Raw genomic sequence first — 14,509 nt, forward strand, 5'->3', positions numbered from 1 at the left:
GAACAATGCGGCCTTGGCAAGGCTGACAAGCCGCTTTCCAGGGTCTATAGAGGCGCATCAACAGGAAGGTAATGCCATGACAGGTGTCACGCTCACGAGTGCCGGTCTCGACCCGCGCCGCCGCAGAATCCTTTTCCGCTGCTGGCATCGCGGCATCCGCGAGATGGATCTGGTCTTCGGCCAGTTCGCCGAAGCCGAGGTCGCGACTCTGTCGGAAGCCGAACTCGACGAGTTCGAGACGATCATGGCGGAAGAGGACAATGATCTCGTCCGCTGGATCATGGGAACATGGCCGGTGCCTGAGCGTTTCCAGACACCGATGTTTGCCCGCATCGCCGCCTATAAGCCCGATTTTGACAAGCCCCTCAGGACGCCGGAATGATCCCTGGTTTCGATGCGAAGAAGCTTGCGGCCATTGCCGAGCCGCTGACGATCGGCAATGTGCCGGCAGGTCTCGAGACGCTGCTGCTCGCCGAGCTCGCCCGAACGGGAGAGCCGGTCGCCTATGTCATGTCCGACGGCCACCGCATGGCCGATCTCGAACAGATGCTGGGCTTTGTCGCCCCCGACATTCCGGTTCTCACCCTGCCGGCCTGGGACTGTCTGCCCTATGACCGCGTCTCACCAAGCGCCGACACCTCGGCCCGCCGACTTGCCGCACTCGGCGGTCTCATCGCCCATCGCAAGAAGCCGCATGCGGCAATCGTGCTCGTCACCGCCAATGCCATGCTGCAGAAGGTGGCGCCGCAGGATATCATCGAAAGCCTGACTTTTTCGGCCCGTCTCGGCAACCAGCTGCGTATGGACGATCTCGCCGGTCGCCTGGAGCGCAACGGCTTCGAGCGCGTCGCGACCGTTCGCGAGGTCGGCGAATATGCCGTGCGCGGCGGCATTCTCGACGTCTTCGTGCCGGGTTCCGAAGAGCCGGTCCGCCTCGATTTCTTCGGCGACACGCTGGAGAGCATCCGCAGCTTCGATCCGGCAAGCCAGCGCACGATCGGGCAGGTGCGCTCCCTCGATCTCAATCCGATGAGCGAGGTGACGCTGACGCCCGATACGATCAGCCGTTTCCGTAAGAATTACCTCTCCGCTTTCGGCGCGACCACCCGCGACGACGCGCTCTATCTTGCCGTCTCCGAAGGCCGCCGTTATCCCGGCATGGAGCACTGGCTGCCGCTTTTCTACGAGAAGCTCGATACTGTCTTCGATTATTTGAGCGGCTTCCGTATCGTCATCGACCATACGGTGCGTGAGGCAGCAGAGGAGCGCTCCAAGCTCGTTTTTGATTATTACGATGCCCGCCTGAATTCCGGCCAGCCGGCCAAGGGACAGATGACGCAGGGCACGCCTTACAAGCCGGTGACGCCGGGCCAGCTCTATCTCGACAGCAAGCTTTTCGTCAAAACCCTCGACGCGCTCGGCGCGATCCGCATCAGCCCCTTCAACGAACATGAGGGCGAGGCGCGGCGGGTCGTCAATGTCGATGCCCGCCAGGGCCAGCGCTGGGCTCGCACCAATGCCGAAGGCGGCGGCGATGCCGAGCGCATCAACATCTTCGACGTCGTCGTCAAGCATATTGCCGACCGCCGTGCCGCCGGCGCCAAAGTGCTGGTTACCGCCTGGACCGAAGGCTCGCTGGAGCGCCTGCTGCAGGTGCTGAACGAACACGGGCTGGAAAAGGTCAAGCCGATCGAGGCGTTGAAGGATGTCGGCTCGCTGGCGAGGGGCGAGGCGGCCGCTGCCGTGCTCAGTCTCGAAGCCGGCTTCGAGGCGGGCGACCTCGTCGTCATCGGCGAGCAGGACATCCTAGGCGACCGCATGGTGCGCCGCTCCAAGCGCCGCAAGCGCGCAGCCGATTTCATCTCGGAAGTCGCCGGTCTCGACGAAGGCTCGATCGTCGTCCACGCCGAACATGGCATCGGCCGCTTCATCGGGCTGAGGACCATCGAGGCCGCTGGTGCTCCGCATGCCTGCCTTGAGCTGCAATATGCCGACGAGGCCAAGCTGTTCCTGCCGGTCGAAAACATCGATCTGCTCTCGCGCTATGGCGGCGAGGGCACCGAAGCCCAGCTCGACAAGCTCGGCGGCGGCGCCTGGCAGATGCGCAAGGCCAAGCTCAAGAAGCGCCTGCTCGACATGGCCGATGCGCTGATCCGCATCGCCGCCGAGCGCCTGACGCGCCATGCGCCGATGCTGACGACGCCGGAAGGCCTTTACGACGAATTTGCCGCCCGCTTCCCCTATGACGAGACCGAGGACCAGGAAAACGCCATCGAAGCCGTGCGCTCCGATCTTGGTGCCGGCCGGCCGATGGATCGCCTCGTCTGCGGCGACGTCGGCTTCGGCAAGACCGAAGTAGCACTGCGCGCCGCCTTCGTCGCGGCAATGAACGGCGCCCAGGTCGCCGTCGTCGTGCCGACGACGCTGCTTTCCCGCCAGCATTTCAAGACCTTCTCCGACCGTTTCCGTGGTCTGCCGGTGCGCATCCAGCAGGCCTCGCGCCTCGTCGGCGCCAAGGAGCTGGCGCTGACCAAGAAGGAAGTGGCGGAAGGCAAGACCGATATCGTCGTCGGCACCCATGCGCTGCTCGGCGCCGGCATCAAATTCGCCAATCTCGGTCTGCTCGTCATCGATGAGGAGCAGCATTTCGGCGTCAAGCACAAGGAGCGGCTGAAGGAACTGAAAAGCGACGTGCACGTGCTGACGCTGTCGGCAACGCCGATCCCACGCACCCTGCAGCTTGCCATGACCGGCGTGCGCGAATTGTCGCTGATCACCACGCCGCCGGTCGACCGCATGGCGGTGCGCACCTTCATCTCGCCCTTCGACAGCCTGGTCATCCGCGAGACGCTGATGCGCGAGCATTATCGCGGCGGCCAGAGCTTCTATGTCTGCCCCAGGCTTGCCGATCTCGAGGACGTGCATGCCTTCCTGCAGTCCGATGTGCCGGAGCTGAAGGTCGCCATTGCCCATGGCCAGATGCCGGCCGGCGAACTCGAAGACATCATGAACGCCTTTTATGAAGGCCGCTACGATGTGCTGTTGTCCACAACCATCGTCGAATCCGGCCTCGACGTGCCCACAGCCAATACGCTGATCGTCCACCGTGCCGACATGTTCGGCCTTGCCCAGCTCTATCAGCTGCGTGGCCGCGTAGGCCGCTCGAAGGTGCGCGCTTTCGCCCTCTTCACCCTGCCGGTCAACAAGGTGCTGACGGCCACCGCCGAACGCCGCCTCAAGGTGCTGCAGTCGCTGGATACGCTCGGAGCCGGTTTCCAGCTGGCAAGCCACGATCTCGATATTCGCGGCGCCGGCAACCTGCTCGGCGAGGAGCAGTCAGGCCATATCAAGGAAGTCGGCTTCGAACTTTATCAGCAGATGCTGGAAGAGGCGGTCGCCGAGGTCAAGGGTGTCGACGAGATCCACGATACCGGCTGGTCGCCGCAGATCTCGGTCGGCACGACGGTGATGATCCCGGAAACTTACGTTCCCGACCTGCATCTGCGCATGGCGCTCTACCGCCGTCTCGGGGAAATCACTGAACTCAAAGAGATCGACGGCTTCGGCGCCGAGATGATCGACCGCTTCGGCCCGATGCCGATCGAAGTCCAGCACCTGCTGAAGATCGTCTACATCAAGTCGCTCTGCCGCACCGCCAATGTCGAAAAGCTCGATGCCGGCCCGAAGGGTGTCGTCGTGCAGTTCCGCAACAAGGAATTCCCCAACCCGGCAAACCTCGTCGGTTATATCGGCAAGCAGGGCACGATGGCAAAGATCCGCCCCGATCACAGCCTGTTCCTGACCCGCGACTTGCCGACGCCGGAAAAACGCCTGCAGGGCGCTGCCGTCATCATGACGCAGCTGGCCGAATTCGCGAAATAGAGCAATTCCAGCAAAACTGTGCCACGGTTTTGCGTCCGGAATTGCGTGGAAAAAGGAGATGGAGATGGGAACATACGGCGCAACGATCGCCTGGCAGCGGAACGGCGAAACCTTCACCGACAACCGCTACCGCCGCGCCCACCGCTGGAGCTTCGACGGCGGCATCGAGGTGAGGGCGTCCTCTTCCGCGCATGTCGTGCCGCTGCCCTATTCCGCCGAGGATGCCGTTGATCCGGAAGAGGCTTTCGTCGCTTCGCTCTCCAGCTGCCACATGCTCTGGTTCCTGTCGATCGCAGCAAAACAGCGCTTTTGCGTCGACAGCTACACCGATGCCGCCGAGGGCATCATGGAGAAGAATGCCGACGGCCGCCTCGCCATGACCGTCGTGACCCTCCGTCCGCATGTCGTCTTCAGCGGCGAAAAGCAGCCCTCGCTCAGCGAGTTGGAAAGCCTTCACCATCGCGCCCACGACGAATGTTTCATCGCCAATTCGGTGAAGACCGAGGTGCGCTGCGTTCCGATTCTGGGCTGAAGCTGGAGCCGTCGGCGTCAGTTCATGCCTGATCGCGCCTCGGCTTTCGCCTTGGCGATATCGCGCAATGCATTGGCCAGCACGTCCGGCGTTTGTGCGCCGCTGACGGCATATTGCTGGTCGAAGATGAAGAACGGCACGCCGTTGACGCCCATCTCCTGCGCCGCGGTGATCTCGGCGACGATCAGATCCCGATCGGCATCGGAGGCAAGCAGCGAGGCGATGACCGAGCGATCAAGGCCGGCCTTGTCGGCGATATCGAGCAGTACCGCGTGGTCGCCGACATTGCGGCCTTCCTCGAAATTCGCCTTGAACAGCGCGGCAACGACTTTGTCCTGCTTCTCGCGGCCTTCGATCATCGCCCAGTGGATCAGTCGATGCGCGTCGAGCGTGTTCGGGCCGATCTTGATCGCTTCGAAATTGAAGGCGATGCCGACTTCGCGGCCGTAATCGGTGAGCATCTTGTGCGCCTGCGCCACGCGCTCCTCGCCGCCGAGCTTCTCAGCCAGCGCCTTCTTCTGGTCGACGCCTTCCTTGGGATAGTCGGGATTGAGCCGGTACGGCCGCCAGTTGATGTCGACGCCGATTACGTCCTGCACCTCGGCGATGGCGAGCTCCAGCCGTGCCTTGCCGAGATAGCACCAGGGGCAGACGACATCCGAGACGACGTCGATGGTGATACGCTCCATGATGATTTTCCTTATTCTGTGCGTCTCCAAGGGAGACATTTGAGCCGGGGTGGTTCGGCTGCTTCTTATTGGGCGCTCGTATCCCACCATAGCGGCAGCTGGTAGCCGTAGAGCGGCACCGTGTCGGGATGGCCGATGCGTTTGCTGCGCGCCACCCATTGCTGACCCATATGATAGAGCGGCAGCACGTAATGGCTGGACAGCAGCAGCCGGTCGTAAGAGCGCACCGCTGCTGTGAAATCCTCCGCCGAGCGCGCCCGGAGCAGGTGATCGATCAACGCATCGAGATCGGCGTCGGCAGCGCCTGCGAAGCTGTCGCTGCCCTCGCGGGTCTTCGCGGCCGAAGACCAGCGGCCGAGCTGTTCGTTTCCAGGCGATAGCGAGGACGTGTAGGACTTCATGATCATGTCGTAGTCGAAACTGTTCGTCCGGCTCTGATACTGCGAATCGTCGACCGTGCGAATCGAAGCGGCAATGCCGATGGTCTGCAGTGAACGCTGGTAGGCGACGGCAAGCTTCTCCTGGTCGGCATTCTGCGTCATGATCTCGAAGGCGAGCTGGCGGCCGGAGGCATCGAGCATCTTGCCGCCCTGGATCGTATAACCGCCCTGTTTCAGCAGCTCGACGCCCTGTTTCAGCACATTGCGGTCGCGGCCGGAGCCGTCGGTGACCGGCAGCTTGTAGGTGCCGTCGAGAATCTCCGGGGCAATTTTGTCCTTGATCGGCCCAAGCAGGGCAAGCTCGGCCGCATTGGCGGGGACGCCAAAACTCGACAGCTCGGAATTCTGCCAGAAGCTCTGCGTGCGCTTGTAAGCGCCGGAATAGAGGTTCTTGTTCGCCCATTCGAAATCGAACACCATCGACAGGCCTTCGCGCACCTTGAGATCGGCAAAGATCGGCCGGCGCGTGTTGAACACGAAGCCGAGCATGCCGCTCGGCAGTTTCGGCGTGAACACGTCCTTGACCACGGCCCCCGAGGTAACGGCGGGGAAATTATAGGCATTGGCCCAATGACCGGGATTGCCGTCGGGATAGATGTCGACATCGCCTTTCTTGAAGGCCTCGAACAGCGTCGTATCCTGCAGGAAATACTGGACGGTGATCTGGTCGTAATTGTCGGTGCCGACCTTGGCGGGAATGTCCTTGCCCCAATAGTTCGGATCGCGCTCATAGGTGATGCTCTCGCCGGGCTTCACCGTCTTCACCTTGTAGGGACCGGACCCGACCGGCGGCGTCAGCGACGAACGGTCGAAGGTTTCTGGGTCGATCGCATGTTTCGGCAGCACCGGGAACAGGCCGAAGATCAACGGCGTTTCGCGGTCGGCCTTGTCGTTGAAGGTGAAACGCACGCTGTGCTCGCCGACCTTCTCCATCTTGGCGACGACGTTGAGGCGGTTGGCGAAGGGCACGCGGCCCTTGTCGCGCATCAGCTCGAAAGTGAACATCACGTCTTCGGGCGTCACCGGCTGGCCATCGGCCCATTTCGCCTTCGGATTGAGGTTGAACTGAATGAAGCTCCGGTCGTCATCCCATTCGACCGTCTCGGCAAGAAGGCCGTAGAGCGTGAAGGGCTCGTCCCTGGAGCGCTGCATCAGCGATTCGTAAACGAGGTTGCCATAATCCGGATCCCACATGCCGCGCGCCGTCGTGCGCATGCTCTTCAGGATGAACGGGTTGAGGCTATCGAAGGTACCGACCACGCCATAGGTGATCTTGCCGCCTTTTTTCACGTCGGGATTGACGTAAGGGAAGTGCTTGTAATCCGGTGGTAAAGCCGGTTCGCCGTGCATCGCGATGCCATGCAGCGGCTCGGCGGCGACCGTGCCGCACAGCAGCGAGAGGACGAGGGGGACGACGATCCTGAGCATTCGGCAATCCTTGATCCGTGAAAACGGGCATGATTCACGGCAAAGATTATCATGGGGTCGATCGATTCCAACACAGAACGGCGATTTCTTTGGCATCGCGACGAAATGCACCTCAAATTGCCAAAGAAATGCTGGATATCTTGGACGCTGCGATGTAACAGGTGAACCCGAAGTTTCGGGGTCATGCATTTGCCTTATTTTTTTAAGAGGTGGAGTGCCGAACGACCCGATGGTTGGGGCGGCAAACCGCTGCCCCGAACGGATATCAGGAGACGGAATTCGTTATGATGTTCAAGTCTGAAAAGAAAATGCGGGCAGCGCTGTCCGTTCTGGCAGTGGTGTTCGGCGCTTCGGCTCCGGTCTCCTCCTTCGCGCAGGATGCGGCGGCACAGGCTCCGGCCGATGCCCCGGCACAGGCCGCAGGAGCGCCGAAGCTCGGCTGGTACAAGACCTGCAGCAAGCAGGAAGACAACGACATCTGTGTTGTCCAGAACCTGATCCTCGCCAATGGCGGCCAGCTCGTCACGGCCGTCGGCCTGATCTCGGTTTCCGGCAAGATCAACCGCAAGCTCCTGCAGGTCTCGGTTCCCACGGCACGCCTCGTCCCTCCAGGCGTCCTCATGCAGATCGACGGCGGTAAGGGCCAGAAGCTCGACTACGCCGTCTGCCTGCCGGACAAGTGCACGGCTGAAATCCCGCTGACCGACGCGATGATCGCCAGCCTCAAGAAGGGCAGCGACGTGATCTTTACCTCGATCAATTTCCGCCGCGCTCCGAACCCGATCAAGATTTCGCTTGAAGGCTTCACCGGTGCTTATGACGGCGAACCGGTTTCCGAATCCAAGCTCGTTGAAAGCCAGCGCAGCCTGCAGGAAGGCATGCAGAAAAAGGCCGAAGAAGCCCGCAAGAAGCTGGAAGACGCCCAGAAGGCAGCCAAGGCGCAGTAATCCTGTCACCTTCTTTGAAACAGAAACCCGGCTTCATGCCGGGTTTTTTGTTGCGCAAAGAAAAGGCCTCGCCGGGAGAAGCGAGGCCTTGATTCAACGATCGGCACGAGTGAGTTAGTGGGCGAAGCTCATCTTGGGTTTGAACTGCCCTGACGGGGCCTGATCGAAAATCTGGTAGATCTGTGGGTTGCGAAGCGGCGTGCCGCTTTCGTCGTTCATCAGGTTCTGCTCGGAGACATAAGCGACATATTCGCTTTCGTCGTTTTCAGCGAGCAGGTGATAGAAGGGCTGGTCCCTGCTCGGGCGCACCTCGGCGGGAATGGAATTCCACCATTCCTCCGTATTCGCGAACTCCGGATCAACGTCGAAGATGACACCGCGAAACGGAAATACCTTGTGCCGAACCACTTCGCCGATACTGAACTTTGCTACTCTTTCTTTCATGGTACGACTTCCTTTCATCACCGAATTTGGTGATTGGTGTCGCGCAAATCAAGATTTTTGCACGAGTTCGTCACATGAACGTCATATCCTCCTTCTGCATAATTCCTTAAATCGAAATCGATTTAAGGACAAAATTATGCAGCACTCCAAGTTCTACAGCGTCCTTTGCGCGTCTGAAAGACGCGCGACGCTGTAGTGGCGTCCATGACCTGGGAGGCGAAAGCCCCGGCGAGCCGGGACTTTCTGTGTTCAGAGCCCAATTAGGCCGAATAGTACATGTCGTATTCGACCGGATGCGGCGTCATTTCGAAACGCATCACCTCAGCCATCTTCAGCTCGATGAAGGCATCGATCTGATCGTCGTCGAAGACGCCGCCGGCCGTCAGGAACTTGCGGTCCTTGTCGAGGCTTTCGAGTGCTTCGCGCAAGCTGCCGCAGACGGTCGGGATCTTCTTCAATTCCTTCGGCGGCAGATCGTAGAGATCCTTGTCCATGGCCTTGCCGGGATGGATCTTGTTCTTGATGCCGTCGAGGCCGGCCATCAGCATGGCGGCGAAGGCGAGATAGGGATTGGCGGTCGGATCCGGGAAGCGGACTTCGACGCGTTTGGCCTTCGGGTTGGAGCCGAACGGAATGCGGCAGGAGGCCGAGCGGTTGCGGGCCGAATAGGCGAGCAGCACAGGTGCTTCGTAACCCGGGACGAGACGCTTGTAGGAGTTCGTCGACGGATTGGTGAAAGCGTTGATCGCCTTGGCATGCTTGATGATGCCGCCGATATAAAACAGGCAGCTCTCGGAAAGACCGGCATATTCGTCGCCGGCAAAGGTCGGCTTGCCGCCCTTCCAGATCGACTGGTGCACGTGCATGCCCGAGCCGTTGTCGCCGAAGATCGGCTTCGGCATGAAGGTCGCCGTCTTGCCATAGGCGTTGGCCACCTGGTGCACGACGTATTTGTAGATCTGCATCTTGTCGGCGTTGCGCACCAGCGTATCGAACTTGATACCGAGTTCGTGCTGGGCGGCCGCGACTTCATGGTGATGCTTTTCGACGACGACGCCCATCTCGGAGAGCACCGTCAGCATTTCCGAACGCATGTCCTGGGCGCTGTCGACGGGGGGAACCGGGAAGTAGCCGCCCTTGACGCGCGGGCGATGGCCGAGGTTGCCGGTCTCGTAATCGGTGTCGTCGTTCGACGGCAGTTCGGTCGAATCGAGCTTGAAGCCGGTATTGTAAGGATCGGCCTTGTACTTGACGTCGTCGAAGACGAAGAATTCGGCTTCCGGGCCGACGAAAACCGTATCGCCGATGCCGGATGCCTTGAGGTAGGCTTCGGCCTTCTTGGCGGTGCCGCGCGGATCGCGGTTATAGGCCTCGCCGGAGACCGGATCGAGGATGTCGCAGACGATGACCATGGTCGACTGTGCGAAGAACGGGTCCATATGCACCGTTTCGGTGTCGGGCATCAGCACCATGTCGGACTCGTTGATGGCCTTCCAGCCGCCGATCGAGGAGCCGTCGAACATCACGCCGTCAGCGAACATGTCCTCATCGACGCAGACAACGTCCATCGTCACATGCTGCAGCTTGCCCTTCGGGTCGGTGAAACGCAGATCGACGAACTTTACGTCGTTCTCCTTGATCTGCTTCAGAATTTCGCTTGCGGTCGCCATTAAGTAGTTTCCTCCGATTTGCGATGACGGTGTGGGTCGGCGATGACGGTAACGGACTTTGCGCGATTGGCAAAGTGGTCAGATGGCATCAATGCCGGTCTCGCCGGTGCGGATGCGGATAACCTCTTCGACGTTGGAGACGAAGATCTTTCCGTCGCCGATGCGGCCGGTCTGCGCCGCCTTGCGGATCGCTTCAATGACGGCTTCCGCATTCTCGTCGGCCAGTACAACCTCGACTTTTACCTTCGGCAGGAAATCGACGACGTATTCGGCTCCGCGGTAGAGTTCCGTGTGGCCCTTCTGACGGCCGAAACCCTTGGCTTCCGTGACCGTGATACCCTGCAGACCGACTTCCTGAAGGGCTTCCTTCACTTCGTCCAGCTTGAAAGGCTTAATGATCGCTTCGATCTTTTTCATGAGAAAATGTCTCTCCGCTTCTCCTGTTATGGCAGGAATTTTCCCGCTCGCCGGATATGATGCAGATATCGTGCCAGTTTGAAATCCATCTTCTCGAAAAAAGACGTCGATTCTGTCAAAAACGGCGCGTTTGCGGGGAATTCTATGTGGTTTTGGTGGCGGAACAGGTGGAAAAACATTGTCTCCGATCAAAAACACATCCGAAACGGAAAAAGTCAGGTATTTTCGCAACTGCGAATACACATCTCGAGGCGGTGAAAATATAGGCAAATGATTAAATTGCGTTCTTCTCTTTGGTATTTCAGGCGGTTGTTTTTTAGGCGTTTTTTGATTGAATAGGATGATGATCAAACATCTGTCCGACCTTCTTCTCACGCCGGCCGAAATGGCCGCCGTCGATACGGCCGCTGCCGCATCCGGCATCGATTCCTTCGCCCTGATGGAAAGGGCAGGCGCCGCAGTTGCGGCCGCGGCTCTGCGCCTTCATCCCGGAGCGTTGCGCTTCGTCGCGTTTTGCGGACCCGGCAACAATGGCGGCGACGCCTATGTCGCAGCACGTCATCTGCAGCAGAGCGGGGCGAGGGTGGCGCTGTTCCACCTCGGCGATCCCGTGAGGCTGAAGGGCGATGCCGCCCGCGCCCGCATCGGCTGCGAATTGAAGGGACAGGAACTCGACCTCTATCGGCCCGAAACCGGCGACGTCGTCATCGATGGCCTGTTCGGGGCGGGGCTTGGCCGCGCGGTGTCAGACGATGTGCGCGCGCTGATCGGCCGCGTCACGCAGGCCGATATTCAGGTGCTCGCCATCGATCTGCCCTCCGGCCTTGATGGCCGCACCGGCAAGGTGCTGGGTGCCGCCTTCCGGGCCCACAACACCATCACCTTCATGACCCGTAAGCCCGGCCATCTGCTGATGCCGGGCAGGGAGCTTTGCGGTGAATTGGAGGTCTTCGATATCGGCATTCCCGCCCGCATCATCAGGGCTGAGGCGGGCGGTCTCATCGCCGAGAACACGCCGGATGCCTGGAAGAGTGCGCTGCCGGCCGAGCAACTGGAAACCCACAAATACAAGCGTGGTCATCTGGTCGTCTTCTCAGGCGAGGCCGACAAGACGGGTGCGGCGCGCATGTCGGCGATCTCGGGCCTGAAGGCCGGCGCCGGCCTGGTGACGATCGCCGCCCCCCGCGCGGCGATGGCGGCCAATGCCGCGCATCTCACCGCCGTCATGCTGCATGCCATCGACGACGAGGCCGACCTCGGCGACTGGCTCTCGGACAAGCGGCTGCAGACCTTCGTCCTCGGCCCGGGTTTCGGCATTGGCGCCAGGGCGCGCGGCTTCGTCTCGGCCCTTGCTGATCGCCATCTGGTGCTCGATGCCGATGGCATCTCCTCGTTCAAGGACGATCCGCAACAGCTGTTTAATCTTTTCCGGGGTGAGCCGCGTCTGGTGCTGACGCCGCACGAAGGCGAATTCGCGCGGCTCTTTCCCGATATCGGCGGCGACGAAGCGCTCGGCAAGGTGGACAAGGCGTTGGCGGCCGCCCGCCGCGCCAATGCCGCGATTATCTACAAAGGCGCCGATACCGTCATCGCCGCGCCAGACGGCCGTGCGCTCATCAATACCAACGCTCCCGTCTGGCTTGCCACCGCCGGTTCCGGCGACGTGCTTGCCGGCATCATCGGCGGATTGCTCGCGCAGGGCTTGCCGGCCTTCGAGGCCGCGGCTGCCGGCGTCTGGCTGCACGGCAAGGCTGGCCAACGCGCTGGCAAGGGGCTGACGGCAGAGGAGCTTGCAGCCGAAGTATTGCCGCTTTAGAGCGCCTGCCCGCTGCTGGCCTTCTGCACCTTGAACGCAGAATCTGGACCGTCACCCGACATGTCTGACTGTGGCGCAGTCCGGGATTGTTTTACAATTGTAAATGCGGGTTTCGCAGAAACGGGAACGGCAGGTCCGTCCTCCGCTGGACGAGGCGGGTTGAGCCCGATGCCGGCTGAATAACGGCCATTGTCGTCGCGCTCCTTGCGTGGCATCTTCCCGGCGGAGGATTCCGCGTCTTGTTGACGGGCTTTCCGTTTTTTACTGCGTAAGTCTGTCTTTCGACGGAGGCTCGAATGAGTATTGGCCTGATCGCCCTTCTTGATGATATCGCGGCATTGGCCAAGGTGGCTGCGGCGTCGCTCGACGATATTGCCGGCCAGGCTGCCAAGGCAGGCGCGAAAGCGGCTGGCGTCGTCATTGATGATGCGGCAGTCACACCCCGCTACGTCACCGGATTTTCGGCAGCACGCGAATTGCCGATCATCGGCAAGATCACGCTCGGCTCGCTGAAGAACAAGCTTCTGATCCTGCTTCCGGCAGCACTGATCCTGAGCCTTGTCGCACCGCAGGCGATCACGCCGCTGCTGATGATCGGCGGGCTTTATCTCTGCTACGAGGGTGTGGAAAAAGTCTACGAACTGGTGATGCCGCATGCAGCCCATGCCCATGAATCGGCACTCGAGACGACAAGCCTCGATGCCAAATCGCTAGAAGACGAGAAGGTTGCCGGCGCAATCAAGACGGATTTCATCCTGTCGGCCGAAATCATGGCGATTACGCTCGCCGCGGTGCCGTCAGGCAGCATGTTCACGCAGGCCCTCATCCTTGCCGTCGTTGGACTGGGCATCACGATCATGGTCTATGGCGGCGTGGCGCTTATCGTGAAGGCCGATGATCTGGGGCTGATGCTGGCGCGTGTGCGGACGGCATCTCCGACGGGCGCCGTCTTGCGTTCGATCGGGAAGGGGCTTGTCACAGGCATGCCTTACTTTCTGAAAGTGCTCGGCATCGTCGGAACGGCCGCCATGATCTGGGTCGGCGGCGGCATCATCGTTCATGGCCTCGAAGCCTATGGCATCAGCGGTCTTGCGCATCTGATCCATGATGCCGGCGAGGCGACTGCGCATGCAGTTCCCGTTCTGGCATCGGTGCTGCGCTGGATCGTCGAGGCCGCAGGCGCGGGCATCGTCGGTATCGTCGCCGGCTTGATCGCAATTCCGGTCACAGGCTACGCCGTCTCGCCGATATGGCGGTACCTCAAATCGCTCCTGCCGCGCCGCCGGCGGAAAGAGGCGCTGGCGAACGGGAAAAAATAAAGCCGTCGTCCATCGACGAGCAAAGCGTCATATCCAGCCTCATGGAATGCGTGACTGACGATATGATACCCACGATGTCACGATCCTGTTGTGACTATCCAGCCTCGCCTATTTCGCCAGCGCCTGCTGCAGGGCGATTGCTCCATGCGGCGCATTGACCTTGCCCTCATGGATCATGAAGGCGAAGACGTCGCGCGGCTCGACCTTCACTTTGCGATCTCCATCGATCAGCGGCAGGTCATCAGGAACCTTGCCCTCGGCCCAGGTCTCCAGCCGGTCTGCCCAGGCCTTCAGGTCCTTTTCCGGATAGCAGGTCGGGATATCGTCCGATCCCTTCTGCAGCCTGATATAGACGAAATCGGCCGTCACGTCGGCGATCATCGGATATTCGAAATGTTCGGCGCAAACAGGCGCCACGCCATATTTCGAAAGCAGCGCCACGAACTCCGGCACCTTGAAGGAATCGTGCCGCACCTCGACCACGTGGCGGAGCGTCAGCCCGTCCTGTTTTGCCGGCAGCAGCTTCAGGAAGGCCTCGAAATCTTGCGGATCGAACCTCTTCGTCGGCGCGAACTGCCAGAGCAGCGGCCCGAGATGATCGCCGAGTTCGCTAATGCCTGACAACAGGAACCGCTCCATCGATTCACCGGCTTCGGCAAGCACCCGACGATTGGTGACGAAACGCGTCGCCTTCAGCGAAAAGATGAAACCGTCGGGCACGTCAGCCGCCCATTTGGCAAAGACTGCGGGCTTCTGCGTGCTATAATAGGTGCCGTTGACCTCGATGACCTTCAACTGGCGGCTGGCATAATTCAGCTCGTCCTTCTGTTTCAGGCTGTCGGGAAAGAAATGCCCACGCCAGGGCTCGAAGGTCCAGCCGCCGATGCCGGTGCGGATAGTGCCGGATTTCGTCATGTCGTCCTCC

At 60.8% G+C, this 14,509-nt stretch carries 12 protein-coding genes; 6 read left to right on the plus strand and 6 right to left on the minus strand.

Annotated elements, in window-relative coordinates:
• Positions 1-76: 76 nt before the first annotated feature.
• The 3 genes from C3Y91_RS13750 (at position 77) to C3Y91_RS13760 (ending at position 4,414) form a co-directional block, all read left to right on the plus strand.
• Positions 77-382 (plus strand): FAD assembly factor SdhE, encoded by a 306-nt coding sequence (locus C3Y91_RS13750; RefSeq protein ID WP_017960426.1) that lies wholly within the window; start codon positions 77-79, stop codon positions 380-382.
• Positions 379-3,882 carry a transcription-repair coupling factor gene (mfd, locus tag C3Y91_RS13755; RefSeq protein WP_024321974.1) on the plus strand — a complete coding sequence of 1,168 codons (3,504 nt, stop codon included), beginning with the start codon at positions 379-381 and terminating at the stop codon, positions 3,880-3,882. Before C3Y91_RS13750 ends, mfd begins: the two co-directional genes overlap by 4 nt.
• A gap of 64 nt (positions 3,883-3,946) precedes the next feature.
• Positions 3,947-4,414 (plus strand): OsmC family protein, encoded by a 468-nt coding sequence (locus tag C3Y91_RS13760; protein ID WP_168575453.1) that lies wholly within the window; start codon positions 3,947-3,949, stop codon positions 4,412-4,414.
• A 17-nt stretch (positions 4,415-4,431) separates the two neighbouring features.
• On the opposite strand, the gene C3Y91_RS13765 is transcribed toward C3Y91_RS13760, so the two are convergent.
• Together C3Y91_RS13765 and C3Y91_RS13770 are read right to left on the minus strand one after the other, a co-directional pair.
• A complete protein-coding gene (locus C3Y91_RS13765; protein ID WP_024321976.1) occupies positions 4,432-5,103 on the minus strand; it encodes a DsbA family oxidoreductase in 672 nt (223 codons plus the stop codon).
• Positions 5,104-5,168: 65 nt separating this feature from the next.
• Positions 5,169-6,971, minus strand: coding sequence for an extracellular solute-binding protein (locus C3Y91_RS13770; protein ID WP_024321977.1), 1,803 nt, complete (start codon positions 6,969-6,971; stop codon positions 5,169-5,171).
• Positions 6,972-7,255: 284 nt separating this feature from the next.
• On the opposite strand from C3Y91_RS13770, the gene C3Y91_RS13775 reads away from it, so the two are divergent.
• Positions 7,256-7,918, plus strand: coding sequence for an invasion associated locus B family protein (locus tag C3Y91_RS13775; RefSeq protein ID WP_024321978.1), 663 nt, complete (start codon positions 7,256-7,258; stop codon positions 7,916-7,918).
• Positions 7,919-8,032: 114 nt separating this feature from the next.
• Here the strand turns inward: C3Y91_RS13775 and hspQ are convergent, their stop codons facing one another.
• The 3 genes from hspQ to C3Y91_RS13790 all read right to left on the minus strand — a co-directional run bounded on the left by hspQ (position 8,033) and on the right by C3Y91_RS13790 (position 10,449).
• Positions 8,033-8,362 (minus strand): heat shock protein HspQ, encoded by a 330-nt coding sequence (gene hspQ, locus C3Y91_RS13780; protein ID WP_003539613.1) that lies wholly within the window; start codon positions 8,360-8,362, stop codon positions 8,033-8,035.
• Positions 8,363-8,622: 260 nt separating this feature from the next.
• Positions 8,623-10,032, minus strand: a complete 1,410-nt coding sequence (glnA, locus tag C3Y91_RS13785; protein ID WP_011651961.1) for a type I glutamate--ammonia ligase — start codon at positions 10,030-10,032, stop codon at positions 8,623-8,625.
• A 78-nt stretch (positions 10,033-10,110) separates the two neighbouring features.
• Complete coding sequence (locus tag C3Y91_RS13790) at positions 10,111-10,449, minus strand: P-II family nitrogen regulator (protein WP_015339877.1); 339 nt, start codon at positions 10,447-10,449, stop codon at positions 10,111-10,113.
• Between the two features lie 343 nt (positions 10,450-10,792).
• On the opposite strand from C3Y91_RS13790, the gene C3Y91_RS13795 reads away from it, so the two are divergent.
• Together C3Y91_RS13795 and C3Y91_RS13800 are read left to right on the plus strand one after the other, a co-directional pair.
• Positions 10,793-12,265, plus strand: coding sequence for an NAD(P)H-hydrate dehydratase (locus C3Y91_RS13795; RefSeq protein ID WP_130687125.1), 1,473 nt, complete (start codon positions 10,793-10,795; stop codon positions 12,263-12,265).
• A 296-nt stretch (positions 12,266-12,561) separates the two neighbouring features.
• Positions 12,562-13,584 (plus strand): DUF808 domain-containing protein, encoded by a 1,023-nt coding sequence (locus tag C3Y91_RS13800; protein WP_130686400.1) that lies wholly within the window; start codon positions 12,562-12,564, stop codon positions 13,582-13,584.
• 108 nt (positions 13,585-13,692) lie between these two features.
• Here the strand turns inward: C3Y91_RS13800 and C3Y91_RS13805 are convergent, their stop codons facing one another.
• The gene (locus tag C3Y91_RS13805; protein ID WP_130686401.1) at positions 13,693-14,499 is read right to left on the minus strand and encodes a DUF72 domain-containing protein; all 807 of its coding nucleotides are present in this window, start codon (positions 14,497-14,499) and stop codon (positions 13,693-13,695) included.
• Positions 14,500-14,509: the final 10 nt, after the last annotated feature.

Source organism: Rhizobium ruizarguesonis (assembly GCF_012349115.1).
Taxonomy (GTDB): domain Bacteria; phylum Pseudomonadota; class Alphaproteobacteria; order Rhizobiales; family Rhizobiaceae; genus Rhizobium; species Rhizobium ruizarguesonis.